The sequence below is a fragment of the Mycobacterium asiaticum genome (assembly GCF_001673315.1).
In the GTDB taxonomy this organism is placed as follows: Bacteria; Actinomycetota; Actinomycetes; order Mycobacteriales; family Mycobacteriaceae; genus Mycobacterium; species Mycobacterium asiaticum_B.
Map to the genome: position 1 here is coordinate 50,492 of NZ_LZLQ01000090.1, position 17,069 is coordinate 67,560.

Sequence of the window (17,069 nt, forward strand, 5' to 3'; positions counted from 1 at the left end):
GGGGTTCAGTGCTCGCCGCGCAGCGCGGCCACGCGTTCAGTGGGCTGGTCGGTGCGAGGCAGCGCGGGGCTGCGGGCCGGGCGCGAGCGCACCCGCATCGGCCACCAGAACCAGCGGCCCAGCAGGGCGGCGATGGACGGGGTCATGAACGAACGCACGATCAGGGTGTCGAACAGCAGACCCAGACCGATGGTGGTGCCGATCTGCCCGACCACCCGAAGGTCGCTGACGGCCATGGACGCCATGGTGAACGCGAACACCAGACCCGCGTTGGTCACCACTTTGCCGGTGCCGCCCATGGAGCGGATGATTCCGGTATTCAGGCCGGCGTGGATCTCCTCTTTGAACCGGGATACCAACAGCAGGTTGTAGTCAGATCCCACCGCCAGCAGCACGATCACCGACATCGCCATCACCATGTAGTGCAGGTCGATGGCAAGGATGTGCTGCCAGACCAACACCGACAATCCGAACGAGGCGCCCAGCGACAGGGCGACCGTGCCGACGATGACGGCGGCGGCGATGAACGCGCGGGTGAGGATCAGCATGATGATGAAGATCAGGCACAGCGAGGCGATACCCGCGATGAGCAGGTCCCAGTTGGCGCCTTCGGAGATGTCCTTGAACACCGCCGCGGTGCCCGCCACGTAGATCTTGGAGTCTTCCAGGGGTGTTCCCTTGAGGGCCTCCTCGGTCGCGGTGCGAATCTTGTTGATACTGGCAATGCCGTCGGCGGACTGCGGATCTCCGCGGTGCAAAACGATGAAGCGGGCCGCTTGCCCGTCCGGCGACAGGAAGGACTTCATCGCGCGCTGAAAGTCCTTGTTCTTGAACACTTCTGGTGGCAGGTAGAACGAATCGTCGTTCTTGGCAGCGTCGAACGCCTTGCCCATGGCGTTGGCGTTCTCGGTCATCTCGTCCATCTGGCTGTAGATGCCGTTCATGGTGCTGTGCATGGTCAGCATCATGGTTCGCATGCTTTCCATGGTTTCGATCATCGGCGGGAACGTGGCAATCATCTGCGGCATCAACCGGTCCAGATCCTTGATGTCGGAAACCAGGACGTCGAGTCGCTCGTCGATCTGGTCCAACCCGTCCAACGCGTCGAATATCGACCGGAATGACCAGCATATCGGGATGTCGTAGCAGTGCTTCTCCCAGTAGAAGTAGGACCTGATCGGCCGCCAGAAGTCGTCGAAATCCGCGATGTGATCCCGCAATTCGGTGGTGATCTCCTGCATCTCCACCGTGTCCTGCACCATTTTGTGGGTGGTGCCCACCAGTTGCGTCATCAGCGCGTACATGCGCTTCATCAGCGCGGTCGTCTTGGCCATTTCGTCGGCCTGCTTGAGCATGTCGTCCATGCGGTCGCGCTGGTACTTCATGGTCTGCACCTGACCGGCGTTCTGCATGCTGATCTGGAACGGGATGGATGTGTGCTCCATGGCGGTGCCGTCCGGCCTGGTGATCGCCTGCACGCGCGAGATGCCGGGCACCCGGAAGATGCTCTTGGCGACTTTGTCCAAAACGAGGAAATCCGCGGGATTACGCAAATCGTGATCGGACTCGATCATCACGATCTCCGGTTTCATCCGGGCTTGGGAAAAGTGGCGATCGGCGGCGGCGAACCCTTCGTTCGCAGGGATATCCGGGGGCAGGTACGCCCGGTCGTTGTAGTTGGTCCGGTAGCCCGGCAGTGCGAGCAACCCGACCAGGGCGATGGCCATCGTCGCGGCGAGAACCGGCAGTGGCCAACGGACAACGACCGTGCCGACCCGTCGCCAGCCGCGGACCTTGAGTAACCGCTTCGGGTCGAACAGCCCGAACCGGCTGCCGACGACCAGTGCCGCCGGCCCAAGAGTCAGGGCGACTATGACCGCAGCGAACATCCCCACCGCGCAGGGGATGCCGAGGGTCTCGAAGTACGGCATCCGGGCGAACTTGAGGCAGAAGGTTGCGCCGGCGATCGTTAATCCGGAGCCCAGGATGACGTGTGCGACACCGCGATACATGGTGTAGAACGCGGTCTCCCGATCCTCCCCGGCCTGGCGGGCCTCCTGATATCGGCCGAAGATGAAGATCCCGTAGTCGGTGCCGGCCGCGATGGCCAGCGACGTCAGCAGGCTCACCGCGAAGGTGGACAGCCCGATGGCGCCACTGTGGCCCAGGAGCGCGACCACGCCGCGCGCCACGCTCAACTCGACCCCGACGGTGAGCAGCAGCACAATCACGGTGATGACCGAGCGGTACACGAACATCAACATCACGAAGATCACCGCCACCGTGGTGGCCGTGATCTTGACCATGGATTTGTCGCCCGCGATATGCATGTCCGACGCGAGGGCGGCCGCGCCGGTGACGTAAGTGGTGATCCCCGGCGGGGCGTGAGTCTCTTTGACGATCTTGCGGACGGCATCGATGGACTCGTTTGCCAACGGCTCACCCTGGTTGCCGGCCAGCGCCAGCTGGACGTAGGCGGCCTTGCCGTCGTTGCTCTGCGCGCCCGCCGCCGTGAGCGGATCACCCCAGAAGTCCTGAACACTCTGAACGTGCTTGTCCGCCCGCAATTTACGGATCAAGTTGTCGTAATACCGGTGGGCTTCGTCACCAAGACGGTCCTTGCCCTCCAGGATGAGCATCGCCTGGCTGTCGGAGTTGCCTTCCTGGAACACCTTGCCGATCCGGGCCATCGCCTCGAACGACGGGGCCTCTTGAGGGCTCAGCGATACCGAACGTTCTTGTCCGACGACTTCCAGGGACGGCACGAAGACGCTGAGCACCACGCACACCGCCAGCCAGGCGAGGATGATAGGCAGCGCGAGCGCATGGATGACCCGCGCGACCATTGGCCTTTCGGTGTGGGTACGGACGTTGTCGGGATCGTTCGCGTATTGCACGCTCACGCGGATTTCACCAGGCAATAGGTATAGGCGTTGACCTCGTTGGACACCCGCTCGGCTTTCACCACACCGTCCACCGTGATCCGGCAACCGATGCTGTTGCTATTGCCTTGCGCCACAATATTTCCCATCACTGCCGCCAGATTGGTCGTGACATGCAACGACCACGGCAACACGGCGCCATCCACCCGCACCGGGTCGGAGTTGACATCGAAGTAGCTGATATCGGCGACCGTCCCGGGCGGGCCGAAGATCTCGTAAGTGAGCTCTTTGGGATTGAAGGGTTTGCTGTTGTCGAGATTGCTGTCGGCATATGACTCGCGTTTTTCCGAGCCGAAGAAGCCGCGGACCCGGTGCACGGTGAAACCCCCGACGACGATCACCGCCAGGACCACCAACGGGATCCACGCCCGCGACAGCACCTTGAAAATCTCGGATCCCTTTCATCGGTCGGCAAATGCTGCGGCGGAACGATACCCTTCCGCGCAGGTTCGAACCTGTTCAGCGATAGCCGTATTCGCGCCCTCGCGAGCAACCAAGCCTAACCTAAGTTAAACACGCCGGCGTGGGCTCGCTCCGCGTTGCCGGTCTCGCGCGACGAGTGTAACGCATATCACGTGCGTAAAAGAAGCCGCGCGGGCGCGCCTACCAGCACAAATCACATCCCGTGCGTTATGCAAATCACATACTGTGCGTTATCCTCTGCCGGTGGCGCAACTTGCATTCCGGCGGGCTCGCACGGAGGAGAACAAGCGCCAGCGCGCCGCCGCGCTCGTCGAAGCCGCGCGCTCGCTCGCAGTCGAGGCCGGCGTCGCCTCGGTGACGTTGACGGCGGTAGCCAGTCGCGCCGGAATCCACTACTCGGCCGTGCGCCGCTACTTCACCTCACACAAAGAAGTCCTGTTACATCTGGCCGCCGAGGGCTGGGTGAAATGGTCGGGCACCGTGTGCGAGAAGCTGAGCAAACCCGATCTCACCCCGGAGCAGGTTGCCGAGGTGCTGGCCAACGGCTTGGCCGCCGATCCCCTGTTCTGTGACTTGCTTGCCAATCTTCATCTGCACCTCGAACACGAGGTAGAAATCGAGCGAGTCATCGAGATCCGGCGAACGATTTCGGCCGCCGCGATCGCGCTGGCCGACGCCATCGAACAGGCACTGCCCGTGCTGGGGCGCTCGGGATCCTTTGACGTCCTGATTGCCGCTTACTCGCTGGCCGCCGCGTTCTGGCAGATCGCCAATCCGCCGGCGAAGATCTCCGACGTCTACGAGGAGGAACCGGAGGTGCTGCCGGCCGAATGGAACATCGAGTTCGGCCCGGCGCTCACCCGGGTGCTCACCGCCACCTGCATCGGCTCGATTTCGGGGGCCCGATGACAAGCGCGTCGAAAGGTGTCAGCCACGGTTCTGCACAGGTTAGGGTAGCTAAGTTGACATACAGGCTAACTAGTTGGCGGCTCTCGTAGTGGTGAGGAAAGCTCCGATGACGACGACAGAGCCGAGGACCGAGCCGTTGACCATCCCGGACTCGGCTAGCGGCAAAAGCTCCGCTGGCGACAAAAGCAACGCAGCGACTCGCCAACCGATTAAGCGCAGAGGATTCATGCGCCTCGTCACCCGGTTTTGGCTCATCCTCACCGTGCTAGTCGTCGTCGCACTATCGGGATTTGTGGTCCACCGGTTGCACGGTGTCTTCGGCGTGCACAGCGGTTCATTCGGTGGCGGTTCATCCGGTGACGTCATCGACCAGTTCAACCCGAAAACGATCACACTCGAGGTATGGGGTTCGCCGGGTAGCACGGCAACCATCAACTACCTCGACGAGAACTCTCATCCTCAGCAGGCCCTCAACGTGCCCCTACCCTGGAAGACGGAGTTGAAGTCGACGAAGCCCGGGATCCCGGCCAATCTGATAGCGCAGGGGACCGGCAGCTGGATCGCCTGCCGGTTTCTGGTGAACAACAACGACGGCCGCGGCGACGTCATCAAGGCGCCGAACCAGTCACCCCCCGAACAGACGGTGAACGCGTTCGTCTACTGCCTGGACAAGTCCGCATGAGCGAGACTGCCGAGGCTCCGCCGCGCGTCGAGCAGCCGCTGATCCCGCCGTTCCTGCCCCGGATGATCCATCGACTGGCGCTGCCGATCGTCCTGATCTGGCTGGGCATTGTGTTCGTGACCAACACCGTCGCTCCGCAGTTGGAGGTCGTTGCCAAAACCCACTCGGTGTCGATGAGTCCGACTGACGCGGCGTCCTTTCAGTCGATGATGCATATCGGAAAGACGTTCAAAGAGTTCGATTCCGACAACTCGGCCATGATCTTGATCGAGGGCAACAAGCCACTCGGGGCCGAGGCGCACCGCTACTACGACGAGATCGTCAAACGCGTCGAGCAAGACACCAAACACGTGCAGCACGTACAGGATTTCTGGAGTGATCCGCTGACGGCCGCGGGTTCCCAGAGCCACGATCAAAAGGCCGCATACGTCCAGGTCTACCTGTCCGGCAACATGGGCGGCGGGATGGCGGACGAGTCTTCGCTGGCGCTCCGCAAAATGGTGGACTCGGTGCCCGCTCCGCCTGGAATCAAGGCATACGTCACCGGCGCGGGTCCGCTGTTCGCCGACCAGTCCCATTCGGGTGAGAAGGGCATCATGCTGGTCACCCTCATCACCATCCTGGTGATTGTGGTGATGCTGCTGATCGTCTACCGATCGATCACCACCGTGCTGGTCATGCTGGCCATGGTCTTCATCGAGTTGGCCGCGGCCCGCGGAGTGGTCGCGACGCTCGGAAACTACGGCATCATGGGGCTTTCCACGTTCGCCAACAACATGCTGGTGCTGATGGCAATCGCCGCGGGGACGGATTACGCGATCTTCGTGGTGGGCCGCTATCAGGAGGCCCGTGGTATCGGCGAGACCCGCGAACAAGCGTTCTACACCATGTTCCACAGCACTGCGCATGTCGTGCTGGGATCGGGACTGACCATCGCCGGGGCAATGTATTGCCTGAGCTTCTGCCGCTTGCCCTATTTCTCGTCGCTGGGGGTGCCTTGTGCGGTAGGCATGCTGGTCGCGGTGCTAGCCGCGTTGACGCTGGGCCCGGCGTTGCTGACGGTGGCTTCGTTTTTCAAGCTGATGGATCCGAAGCGCAAGCTGCAGACCCGCGGCTGGCGTCGCCTGGGCACCGCCGTCGTGCGTTGGCCGGCACCGGTTTTGGCGGTGACCATCGCGATTGCACTGGTCGGTCTGCTCGCGCTGCCCGGCTACAAGACGGACTACGACAACCGGCATTATCTGCCGGCAAGCACGCCAGCCAATGTCGGTTACGCGGCCGCGGACCGGCACTTCGACCAGGCGCGGCTCAATCCTGAGCTGTTGATGATCGAGACCGATCATGATCTGCGTAACTCGGCCGACTTCCTCGTCCTGGACAAAGTCGCCAAGGCGGTCTTCCACATCCCCGGCATCGGCCGGGTGCAGACCATCACCCGACCGTTGGGAACGCCACTGGACCACAGCACCCTTGGTTTCCAGATGGGTGCCCAAGCCGCCGGACGGATCCAGACGCAGCACTATCAGGATGAGCAGGCGAAAAATCTGCTGACACAGGCCGACGAGTTGCGGAAGACGATGGCAACGCTGCACGAGCAGATGCAGGTCACCCAGGAACTCAGCAATACGACGCACGAAACCACCGTGCTCACCAAAGAGACCGTGCAGATCACCGAGGCTTTGCGCGACGACATCGCCACCTTCGACGACTTCTTCCGGCCGATCCGTAGCTACTTCTACTGGGAGAAACACTGCTACGACATTCCGATTTGCTGGGCGCTGCGGTCCATCTTCAATGCGCTCGACGGGATCGACCAAGTGGCGCAGAACATCCTGAGCCTGAGCGCGAACCTGGACAAGCTGGACCAGATTCAGCCCAAGCTCGTGGCCTTGATACCCCCGCAAATCGAGAGCCAGCAGCGCAACCTCGACACCATCATGTCGAACTATGCGACCACTGCGGGTCTCAACGCGCAGGCAAGAGCGCAGGCCGACAACGCCACCGCTCAGGGAGATGCATTCGACAGAGCGAAGAACGACGACACGTTCTACCTTCCGCCAGAGGCGTTCCAGAGCCCAGACTTCGCGCGGGGTCTCAAACAGTTCATATCGCCGGACGGGCACGCTGTCCGGCTGATCATCTCGCACGAAGGCGACCCGGCGACGCCCGAAGGCATCAAGAACATCGAACCGATCAAGCAGGCCGTGCACGAGGCGATCAAGGGCACGCCCTGGGAAGGTGCCAAGGTCTACCTCGGGGGCACCGCCGCGACGTACAAGGACATGCACGACGGCTCCAACATTGACCTGCTGATCGCCGGAATCTCCGCGGCCACACTGATTTTCATCATCATGCTGGTGATCACTCGAAGCGTCGTGGCGGCCTTCGTGATCGTCGGCACCGTGTTGCTTTCCCTGGGCGCATCGTTCGGACTTTCGGTGCTGTTGTGGCAGTACATCCTGGGCATCAAGTTGCACTGGATGGTGTTGGCGATGGCGATCATCCTGCTGTTGGCGGTGGGCTCGGACTACAACCTGCTGCTGATATCGCGGTTGAAGGAGGAAATCCGCGCCGGGCTCAAGACCGGGACGATCCGCGCGATGGCCGGTTCGGGTTCGGTGGTGACCTCCGCCGGTCTGGTGTTCGCCGCCACCATGGCGACGTTCATGTTCAGCCCACTGCGGGTGATGGCCCAGGTGGGTACGACGATCGCGCTCGGGCTGTTGTTCGACACCTTGATCGTGCGATCGTTCATGACGCCGTCGCTAGCTACCTTGTTCGGCCGCTGGTTCTGGTGGCCCACGCGGGTACGCACCCGCCCGTCCAGTCAGATGCTGCGGCCCTTCGGGCCACGCCCAGCGGTTCGCGCGTTGCTACGGGAGGACGACGACCGTTCCGACCCGCCGAACGCAAACCGCGTCGCCACGCAGCCGCACTACTGAGATCAGCACGAGCCGCACTACTGAGATCAGATAGAAGCGACGTCGCGCATGATGTCGCTGAGTTCGGTGACCGGCGCACCGCACGTCAGGCAGTAGGCGTCCGGTGAGCGGCGCAGCTGACCGACCTGGACCAGGACTTCGGCCTCGGCGCGCCACAGACAGGCGATGCACAGGATCTCGACGATGTTCCCGAACGGGTCGACTTGCGGGTGGTTGCATTCGTCCACCGCGTGCCGGTGGACGATGAAGGTCGCGCGGTTGCTGCAGCCGATGTCGGATTGACACTCGATCGCCTGCCAGTCGAGTGCCGCCAGCGTGCCAGGGATCCCGTTGCCAGTAGTTTGGCTCATGCGATGACCTCCAGCTTCCGGAACCAGTCGCACCCATCGCTTGCACACCGAGCGGATGTTCGGCTGGCCGGAGGTTCCATTATGGATACCTATACCCCGCCGCGGCAAGGGTGGAGATGAGGTTGATACGGCCGCAGCAGAGGTCGAACTTCGGCCGAAAAACGATACTTTCGGTTGCCTGCGTCCGGCATTTCCCTGGTAAGGAGTCGGATCAGTCCGAGCAATGGTCACTACCGGATGGGGATTACTCCGGACCGGCCGAGGACAGATTCTCAGGAACTATTCAGGGTTGATTGACGCAGAACGCCACACACATTGCTGAGACAGGAATGGAAACCCATTGCAGCTGCCCGTCCGCCTGCCGCTCACAGTAGATCGGGCCTGGTTTTCCCCACACTTTCGCGCCTTCTGGCGAGCATTGTTTCCCGAGGTCGCTATCGGCGTGCGCTGGACTACTTCCGATCAAGGCCGCGACTGCAGCGGCCACCATCATTGTCGTCACACCGACGAACCTGCGTGCGCCCATGAATGCGCCCTACCCGGCCCAGTTCCAGAGCGACATGTCGCCGGCCGGGTATCCGTTGCACGCATCAGTGGCCTTGGCGACCACGCCTTTGTTGTTGAAGAAAATCTTCATGTGGTTGACCCAAGCGAATGTCAGCGGATCGCCGTTGTAGAAGTTTTCCGAGTAGTCCCTACGCTCCGCGGGTGACAGCGAGAAAAACCAGTGCGCCTTGTTGATCGTCGCTTCTTGCAGGTTCGCGTGGTTGTTGAAGTCGATCATGTACCGCTGGTAGTACACCGGACTGGTATCCCTGACGGCCGCCAAATATTGTTCGGCGTCGCAGGTGGTCGCGATCATCCTGCGCGGTATCGGGAAATCCTCGGTGGAATCGGCCACTGCGGCTTTCGGGAAGACCGCGGCGGCGATCGCGAGAGCGGTGAAAAAAGCAATGAAAACAGCGCCTGCACGCAGGCCGATACTCAGCCGAGACATATTGATTACCGTAACACTTTCGAGGTGGCGAGGAATTCCCAGACAATTTCCTAGGCGATCTTACTACCCGTCACCATCAGGAACTATCAAGTGTGACGGGTTCGGCCGCAGCTCGGGCGGAGCTTGGCTGTAGTCCCCGAACGGGCCGTCCCGGCGCTCCACCGCGGCCCGCACACCGTCGGCTTGCGCGGTCTGAATGAAGTCGTGCGCCTCAGGAGTGTTGCGCATCAACCCGTCGAGGATGCCGCCCAACAATTGGGTGGAGGCCAGGCCCATGTTCTCGTAGGCCTGGTTGACCACCAGTTTCTGCGCCCGCAACTGCGACAACGGGATCTGCGCCAGTTCGGCCGCGATTTCAGCGACCCGGGCTTCCAGTCGGTCGAACGGGACCGCCTCGTTGATCAGTTCGATCTCCGCGGCCTGCACGCCGGTCAGCGGCCGTCCGGTCAGCGCGTGCCACTTGGCTTTGGCCAGGCTCAGCCGGTACATCCACATGCCCGTCAGGTAGGCGCCCCACATCCGGCTGTACGGGGTTCCGATCACGGCGTCCTCACTGGCGATGACCAGGTCGGCGCACAACGCGTAGTCGCTGCCGCCGCCGACGCACCAGCCGTGCACCTGGGCGATCACCGGCTTGGTGGCCCGCCAGATGGCCATGAATTTCTGGTGCGGGCCCGTCCGGGCGGTCACCATCGCGAAGTCCTTGCCCGGATCCCACCGTCCGTCGGTGTTCATCACGTCTTCCCAATGGCGAAAGCCCTCGCCGAAGTTATAGCCGGCGCAGAACGCGCGTCCCGCGCCGCGCAGCACGATGACCTTGATGTCGTCGTCGCGATCGGCCAGCCCGATCGCAGCCTCGATCTCGTCCGGCATGGGCGGAACGATGGTGTTGAGCTGCTCTGGACGGTTCAGGGTGATGGTGGCCACCGGGCCGGCTGTGCGATAGAGCAGCGTTTCGAATTCAGGGGGCATGTGAGAGGGCATGTCAGTGGGCATGTGAGAGGACATAGCCCGAAGCGAAGCCGGTCGCGGACGACAGTGTCAAGCTCCGCCGGTCAGCATTCGGCAGCGGCCTGCCGGTTGTAACGGCGCTTGAGCGCCCAGCCCGCCAAAGCGGCCGTCACAAGCACGGCCAGCCCGGCGAACAGGTACTTCGCGTGGTGCGAAACCGTGGCGTAGATCGCCGCGATGTGGCTGCCGGCGAGGTAACCGGCGAACACCCAGGCGCCGACCCACAAGGTGGATCCGAGCGCGTTGAAGGCGAAGTAGCGCCGCCACTTCATCCGTGCCAGTCCGCACACGATCCCGCTCGCCTGACGCAACCCGTCCACGAACCGGCCGATGAGCACGACGAAAACGCCCCGCCTGGCGAAGAAGCGCTCGGTCGCCGCGAGCCGCTTCTCGGTGAGGAACACGTATCGCCCGAACCGCAACACCAGCGCGCGGCCCCCGAAGCGCCCGATGGCGTAACCGGTGTTGTCACCGCACACCGCTGCCAGGAACCCCGCGATCAACACCAGCGCCAGGCTCAGCTCACCGGCGCCCGCATAGATTCCCGCGGCGATCAGGATGATCTGGCCGGGCAACGGGATTCCCACACCCTCCAGTCCGACCAGCAGGATCACGGCCGCGTACCCGTAGCGATCGAGCGTGGGGGCAAACGACTGGAACACTCCTGGCAGCTGTGAGGACATCAGCACAGGGTGCCCGAAGTCCGGCGTAACTAGACATTGCGGCGGTCAGGGCCGGTTCGCCGCCTGCTCAAACGGGTATCAACGACGGCGAGCAGTCACCGGCGGGAGGGTGGGAACAGAATGCGCCCCACGGCAGGGACGGCGCGGCCGCGGCGCGAGAGCGGCTTGCAGCGGGCGCTCCAAGAGTTTCTGTCGGTGCCGCTGGCAATCATCGCCGGGTTCATCGTGCTGGGACTGATCACCAGCGTGCTGGACGGCTCCGATGCCGAATGGCTCAAGCCCGCCACGCATGTGCTGGCCAAAGTGGCCCCGCCGCAGGAAAACCAATCGATGCTGCGCACGGTGGCTCCCGGAATGCTCACCCTGATGACCATCACCTTCGTGCTGCTGCTCACCCTGGTGCACCGAATGTCCGATGTCTTCACCTGGGTGGTGGTCGAACAGTTTCTGCGGCGCCGGGTGAACCAGGCCTTTTTCGGATACTTCGCCGGACTGTCGGCCTACTACGTGGTTGTGCTGGCGCTCGTCGATCCCGAGCATGCGGTTTTCAGTACCGCGCTCGCCCTGATCCTGAGCGTGCTGGCCCTGTCCGGTCTGGTGGTCTTCGGCTACCTGGTGCTCGACCAGCTGCGGCCGCCCTCGGTCGTGGAACGCATCGTGCAGCACACCATCGCAACCCGCACCGAACAGCTGAGCTGGATACGCCGGATGCGGGACAAGTCGTTGCTCGAGCATCTGCCGGCAACCACCGTGCGTTCCGAGTGCAGCGGCTATCTCGTGGACATCCACCTGAACACCCTGCGGCGTGCCCTCGAATCAACTAGTGGTGAAGCCGAGATCGAGTTCGTCGCCAAGCTGGGCAGTCACTTCGTCTCCGGCTCCGAGCTGGCCACCGTGCGAGCCGAAAGCGCCGAGGAACGCGCCCGCCTGGCCGATGCCGTGCTGGACGCGTTGCGGTGCGGCAGGGAGCGGCAACTGGACCGCGAACCGTCCTACGGTGTGCACCAGCTGTCCAGTATGGGCTGGGCCGCTGCGACACAACGGGATCCGGAGGCCGCCCTGGTGGCGGTCGACGGCCTCTACGTTCTGCTTGCCCGCTGGTCGCGCGAGTCCGCAGCTGCTGCCACGCCCAGCGACGGAGAACCGGCGCTGCCGGTGGTCTACACCGACGACACGATTTCCGAGGTGCTGGCGTCACTGGCCAGCATCGCGGTCGGTGCCATCAACGGTGGCCAGCATCAAACGTGTGCCAGGGTGCTGGACGTGTTCGCGAAGGCGATTCCGCAGCTGTCCGAGGACGACCAGCGCACCGCGGCGATGCAGTTGCGCTATGCGCTGCCGACGGCCACCCGGCACCCCTTCACCGCCGACCTCGATCGAGTGTTGACCGAATTGCGCCGGGTGCTCTCGCAGCACGGCCACACCGAAGCGGCGACCGAACTCGAACACGTAGAGGCACGGCTGAACGACCAATTGTCCAGCTGATACCGCCGGCTATGGTCGGCGAGCCAACTTTCGCCACAGGAACGAGTAGCTCAACGCCGACTTGAACGCGAGCTGCTCGTTGTCCGCCGCACCGCCATGTCCGCCCTCGATGTTCTCGTAGTACCAGACCTGGTGGCCGAGCGCTTCCAATGCGGCGGTCATCTTGCGGGCATGGCCCGGATGCACCCGGTCGTCACGGGTGGAGGTGGTCATCAGGATCGGCGGGTACTTCCGATCGGCCGAAATATTCTGGTAGGGCGAATATTCGGAGATGAACGCCCAGTCATCGGGGTCGTCGGGATTGCCGTATTCGGCCATCCAGGAGGCGCCGGCCAGCAGCAGGTGGTAGCGCTTCATGTCGAGCAGCGGCACGCTGCAGACCAGTGCTCCGAACTTGTCCGGGTACTTGGTCAACATGATGCCCATCAGCAAGCCGCCGTTGCTGCCGCCCTGAGCGCCAAGTTGCGCGGGGGTGGTGATGCCCCGCGCCACCAAGTCGTCTGCCACCGCGGCGAAGTCCTCGGCCACTTTGTGCCGGCCCTCGCGCATCGCCTGGGTGTGCCAGCCGGGGCCGTACTCGCCCCCGCCGCGGATGTTGGCCAGCACGTAGGTGCCGCCGCGGGACAACCACAACCGGCCCAGCACACCGCTGTAGCCCGGCGTGTTCGCCGCCTCGAAGCCGCCGTAACCGTAGAGCAGCGTAGGGGCGGGCCCGTCGCTCCCGGCGGGCCGCACCACGAAGTACGGGACCGAGGTTCCGTCCTTCGATGTCGCGAAATACTGTGCCACCGCAATGTTTTCGGCATCGAAGAACGACGGCGCGGACTTGATCTCCTCGAGTTCCACCGCGCCGGTTCCGGGATCGGTACCGCGCAGCAACCGCGATGGCGCGGTGAACCCGCTGGAGTCCAGAAAGAACTCCTCGCCGGTGTCGTCGGCGGCCACGATCACCGTGTTGGTAGACGGGGGGAGGCCCGGGATCGATTCGCGCTGCCAACTGCCCGGCGTCACGATCTCGACACGGCTGGCGACGTCGGCCAGCGAAACGAGCAGCAGGCGGTCCCGAATCCATGCGTAGTGATACAGGCAGGTGTGCTCATCGGGTTCGAACACCACCTGCAAATCCCTTGAGCCGGACAAAAATTCGTCGTATTTAGCGGCCAGCAGGGATCCGGCGCGGTAGGTCGTCCCGCCGACGGACCAATCCGTGCGCAGATCGATGAGCAACCACTCGCGGTGCACCGACATGCTGCTCGCGTCGGTGGGCACGTCGACGGGAATCAGTTCGGTGCCCCGTAACTCGTAGCGCTGCCGGTTCCAGAAATCCAGCGAGCGGCCCACGAAGGTGCGTTCGAAACCTGGTGTGCGGTCGGTGGAACCGCCGGCACTGACGTCGGTGCTTTCCCCCTCGAAGATCGTCTCGGCCTCGGCCAGCGGTGTGCCACGGCGCCACCGTTTGACGATGCGCGGGTAACCGGATTGGGTCAGCGAATCGGGCCCGAAGTCGGTGCCCACCAGGACCGTGTCCGGATCATCCCAACCGATCTGCGACTTCGCCTCGGGCAACTCGAATCCGTCGGCGACGAATTCACGTGTCTGCATGTCGAACTCGCGCACGACGACAGCGTCCGAACCGCCGGGCGACAAACTGACCAGCGCGCGGGTGAGTTCGGGTTCGAGCACGTCGGCGCCGGCCCACACCCAGTTGTTGCCGTCGGTTCGACCCAGTTCGTCGACGTCGATCAGGACGTCCCATTCCGGCGCATCGGTGCGGTAGCTATCCAGAGTGGTGCGCCGCCACAACCCGCGGGGGTTGGTGCCGTCGCGCCAGAAGTCGTAGAGGTAGTCGCCGCGTCGACGTACGTAGGGGATCCGGGCGTCGGTGTCGAGCACCTCCAGCGCCTCGGCGCGCATCCTTTCGAACTCGTCGTCGCAGAACTCGGCCTTGGTCGGCTCGTTACGCGCCCGCACCCAGTCCAGTGCTTCCTCGCCGGTGACATCCTCGAGCCACAGGTAGGGGTCTTCCGCCTCAGCTGTCATGACCCCCATTGTGGCCACAGCGGTAATGTGAGCCGTATTACATGAACTAACGAGGAGCCGAGCAGATGCCTGTTTTTGCACGTCCGGGAGCTTCCGGCGCGTTGATGTCGTATGACTCTCGGTACGGCAACTTCATCGGCGGCGAGTGGGTGGCGCCCACCGCGGGCCGGTACTTCGAGAACCCGACGCCGGTAACCGGTCAGCCGTTCTGCGAGATCCCACGCTCCGACGAAGCCGACATCGAGAAGGCTCTCGACGCCGCGCACGCGGCGGCGCCGGCGTGGGGCAAGACCTCTCCCGCCGAACGGGCCGCGATCCTGAACAAGATCGCCGACCGCATCGACGAGCACAAGCATGCGTTGGCCGTGGCCGAGGTGTGGGACAACGGCAAACCGATCCGCGAGGCGATAGCCGCCGACATCCCATTGGCCGCCGACCACTTCCGGTACTTCGCCGCGGCCATCCGGTCCCAGGAAGGTGCCCTGTCCCAAATTGACGAGGACACCGTCGCCTACCACTTCCACGAACCCCTCGGCGTGGTCGGGCAGATCATCCCGTGGAACTTCCCGATCCTGATGGGCTCCTGGAAGCTGGCGCCCGCGCTGGCAGCCGGAAACGCAATCGTGCTCAAGCCGGCCGAGCAGACCCCGGCTTCGATTCTGTTCCTGATGTCTCTGATCGGTGACCTGCTGCCGCCCGGTGTGGTCAACGTCGTCAACGGATTCGGCGCCGAAGCCGGCAAACCGCTGGCCTCCAGCGACCGGATCGCCAAGATCGCGTTCACCGGTGAGACCACCACCGGGCGACTGATCATGCAGTACGCCTCGCAGAACCTGATTCCGGTCACCCTGGAACTCGGCGGCAAGAGCCCGAACATCTTCTTCTCCGACGTGATGGCCGCCAACGACGACTTCCAGGACAAGGCGCTGGAAGGGTTCACGATGTTCGCCCTCAACCAGGGTGAGGTGTGCACGTGCCCGTCGCGCAGCCTGATCCAGTCCGACATCCACGACGAGTTCCTGGAACTGGCGGCGATCCGCACCAAGGCGGTGCGGCAGGGCGACCCGCTGGATTCGGAAACCATGCTCGGTTCCCAGGCCTCGAACGACCAGCTGGAAAAGATCCTGTCCTACATCGAGATAGGCAAGGGCGAGGGCGCCAAGATCATCACCGGCGGTGAGCGCGCCGAGCTGGGCGGGGACCTGTCCGGCGGCTTCTACATGCAGCCAACGATCTTCACCGGCAACAACAAGATGCGGGTTTTCCAAGAGGAGATATTCGGTCCGGTCGTGACGGTTACGCCGTTCACCGACTACAACGACGCCATGGGAATCGCCAACGACACCCTGTACGGCCTGGGCGCCGGCGTGTGGAGTCGCGACGGCAACACCGCCTACCGGGCCGGCCGGGAAATCAAGGCCGGACGGGTCTGGGTGAACTGCTACCACGTCTATCCGCCGCACTCCGCGTTCGGTGGCTACAAGCAGTCGGGTTTCGGTCGAGAAGGCCACAAGATGGCACTCGAGCACTATCAGCAGACCAAGAACCTGCTGACGTCCTACTCCGACAAGGCGCTGGGATTCTTCTGATGGACGCTCCGCCCGGAGCGCTCATCACCACGGAGGCAGCCGCGCTGCTGGCCCGTCTGCACGACCGGCACGGTCCGGTGATGTTTCACCAATCAGGTGGCTGCTGCGACGGGTCCTCGCCGATGTGTTACCCGCGCGACGACTTCCTGATCGGGGACCGCGACGTCCTGCTGGGTGTGCTCGACGTCGGTCCGGAGGGTGTGCCGGTGTGGATCTCAGGTCCGCAGTATCAAGCCTGGAAACACACCCAATTGGTGATCGACGTGGTGCCGGGACGTGGCGGCGGGTTCAGTCTGGAGGCACCCGAGGGAGTGCGGTTTCTGAGCCGCGGCCGGGTCTTCACCGACGCCGAGAAGGAGCGGTTGGCGGACGTTGCAGTGATTACCGGGGCGGCGTATGAACGCGGCGAACGCCCGTCGGCCCGAGGCTTTGTGGTGGACCCGAGGGACCCGCAGGACGCGCCGGGAACGTGCCCGAGCCCCGGACGCTGACTCAGTAGAGTCGTACAGCGTGATTCCCCTTCCGCGTGCGTGGTTGCTCGCCGGCGCCATGCTGGTCGGGAGCGCCCTCGGGCAACTGCTCGGTGTGGCGACCAACCTGCTGGTCCACACCCGGATGCGTCCGGATGTCGCGGTCGCGCTTGTTGTGGGGATTCCCAGCGTGATCGGTTTGTCGCTGATCGTGTTCGCCGGCCGGCGCTGGGTGACCATGCTGGGAGCGGCAATCCTGGCCCTGGCGCCCGGCTGGCTGGGCATGCTCGTCGCGCTGCGGGTGGTCAACGGTGGCTGACGAGGCTGACCGCGAGTCCAATCCGGGAACCGAACCCTTTGTGCCGGACTTCGACAGCGGCGAGGTGCCCCTGAGCGCGGAGTACGACACCGGCGAGCCCTCGGTGCCGTTCGTGCCGGACTTCGACGACACGGGTTCCCAACCCGTGCTGCCGCTGCCCGGCTTGGAGGACGAGCCGGTAAAAGAGTCCGCGCCGGCCCAGCCTGCCGTCGCGGAACCCGAGGCCG

The 17,069-nt window shown here is 63.7% G+C and carries 14 protein-coding genes and 1 pseudogene; 8 read left to right on the forward strand and 7 right to left on the reverse strand.

What is annotated here, in order from left to right; translation table 11 throughout:
- Nucleotides 1–5: 5 nt before the first annotated feature.
- Together A5636_RS13970 and A5636_RS13975 are read right to left on the reverse strand one after the other, a co-directional pair.
- Entirely contained in the window at nucleotides 6–2,903 is a 2,898-nt protein-coding gene (locus A5636_RS13970) for an RND family transporter (RefSeq protein WP_065159236.1), read from the reverse strand.
- Nucleotides 2,900–3,322 (reverse strand): MmpS family protein, encoded by a 423-nt coding sequence (locus tag A5636_RS13975; protein ID WP_065159237.1) that lies wholly within the window; start codon nucleotides 3,320–3,322, stop codon nucleotides 2,900–2,902. Before A5636_RS13975 ends, A5636_RS13970 begins: the two co-directional genes overlap by 4 nt.
- A 268-nt stretch (nucleotides 3,323–3,590) precedes the next feature.
- Between A5636_RS13975 and A5636_RS13980 the strand changes: the two genes are divergently transcribed.
- The 3 genes from A5636_RS13980 to A5636_RS13990 all read left to right on the forward strand — a co-directional run bounded on the left by A5636_RS13980 (nucleotide 3,591) and on the right by A5636_RS13990 (nucleotide 7,898).
- A complete protein-coding gene (locus A5636_RS13980; protein ID WP_065159238.1) occupies nucleotides 3,591–4,274 on the forward strand; it encodes a TetR family transcriptional regulator in 684 nt (227 codons plus the stop codon).
- Nucleotides 4,275–4,380: 106 nt separating this feature from the next.
- A complete protein-coding gene (locus tag A5636_RS13985; RefSeq protein ID WP_065159239.1) occupies nucleotides 4,381–4,956 on the forward strand; it encodes an MmpS family transport accessory protein in 576 nt (191 codons plus the stop codon).
- Entirely contained in the window at nucleotides 4,953–7,898 is a 2,946-nt protein-coding gene (locus tag A5636_RS13990) for an RND family transporter (RefSeq protein WP_065159240.1), read from the forward strand. The genes A5636_RS13985 and A5636_RS13990 overlap by 4 nt, the downstream gene beginning before the upstream one ends.
- A gap of 26 nt (nucleotides 7,899–7,924) precedes the next feature.
- Here A5636_RS13990 and A5636_RS13995 read toward each other — a convergent pair whose 3' ends face one another.
- From A5636_RS13995 to A5636_RS14010, 4 genes are all read right to left on the reverse strand, one after another.
- Entirely contained in the window at nucleotides 7,925–8,248 is a 324-nt protein-coding gene (locus A5636_RS13995) for a hypothetical protein (RefSeq protein WP_065159241.1), read from the reverse strand.
- A 535-nt stretch (nucleotides 8,249–8,783) separates the two neighbouring features.
- Nucleotides 8,784–9,245: a DUF5078 domain-containing protein gene (locus A5636_RS14000; protein WP_065159242.1), complete on the reverse strand. Its 462-nt coding sequence runs from the start codon at nucleotides 9,243–9,245 to the stop codon at nucleotides 8,784–8,786.
- A gap of 63 nt (nucleotides 9,246–9,308) precedes the next feature.
- The gene (locus A5636_RS14005) at nucleotides 9,309–10,217 is read right to left on the reverse strand and encodes a crotonase/enoyl-CoA hydratase family protein (protein WP_065159243.1); all 909 of its coding nucleotides are present in this window, start codon (nucleotides 10,215–10,217) and stop codon (nucleotides 9,309–9,311) included.
- An 83-nt stretch (nucleotides 10,218–10,300) separates the two neighbouring features.
- Nucleotides 10,301–10,939 carry a DedA family protein gene (locus A5636_RS14010; RefSeq protein WP_065159251.1) on the reverse strand — a complete coding sequence of 213 codons (639 nt, stop codon included), beginning with the start codon at nucleotides 10,937–10,939 and terminating at the stop codon, nucleotides 10,301–10,303.
- 120 nt (nucleotides 10,940–11,059) lie between these two features.
- On the opposite strand from A5636_RS14010, the gene A5636_RS14015 reads away from it, so the two are divergent.
- The gene (locus tag A5636_RS14015; RefSeq protein WP_065159244.1) at nucleotides 11,060–12,424 is read left to right on the forward strand and encodes a DUF2254 family protein; all 1,365 of its coding nucleotides are present in this window, start codon (nucleotides 11,060–11,062) and stop codon (nucleotides 12,422–12,424) included.
- A gap of 9 nt (nucleotides 12,425–12,433) precedes the next feature.
- Here the strand turns inward: A5636_RS14015 and A5636_RS14020 are convergent, their stop codons facing one another.
- Entirely contained in the window at nucleotides 12,434–14,473 is a 2,040-nt protein-coding gene (locus A5636_RS14020; RefSeq protein WP_155763813.1) for a prolyl oligopeptidase family serine peptidase, read from the reverse strand.
- Between the two features lie 56 nt (nucleotides 14,474–14,529).
- Between A5636_RS14020 and exaC the strand changes: the two genes are divergently transcribed.
- The 4 genes and pseudogenes from exaC to A5636_RS14040 form a co-directional block, all read left to right on the forward strand.
- On the forward strand, nucleotides 14,530–16,053 hold the full coding sequence (gene exaC, locus A5636_RS14025; protein WP_065159245.1) for an acetaldehyde dehydrogenase ExaC: 1,524 nt from the start codon (nucleotides 14,530–14,532) through the stop codon (nucleotides 16,051–16,053).
- Nucleotides 16,053–16,544, forward strand: a complete 492-nt coding sequence (locus tag A5636_RS14030; RefSeq protein ID WP_065159246.1) for a DUF779 domain-containing protein — start codon at nucleotides 16,053–16,055, stop codon at nucleotides 16,542–16,544. The genes exaC and A5636_RS14030 overlap by 1 nt, the downstream gene beginning before the upstream one ends.
- A gap of 19 nt (nucleotides 16,545–16,563) precedes the next feature.
- Nucleotides 16,564–16,842: a putative holin gene (locus tag A5636_RS14035; protein ID WP_172827234.1), complete on the forward strand. Its 279-nt coding sequence runs from the start codon at nucleotides 16,564–16,566 to the stop codon at nucleotides 16,840–16,842.
- A pseudogene (locus A5636_RS14040) lies at nucleotides 16,835–17,069 on the forward strand (hypothetical protein); the annotation flags it as partial. The gene A5636_RS14035 and the pseudogene A5636_RS14040, both read left to right, overlap by 8 nt.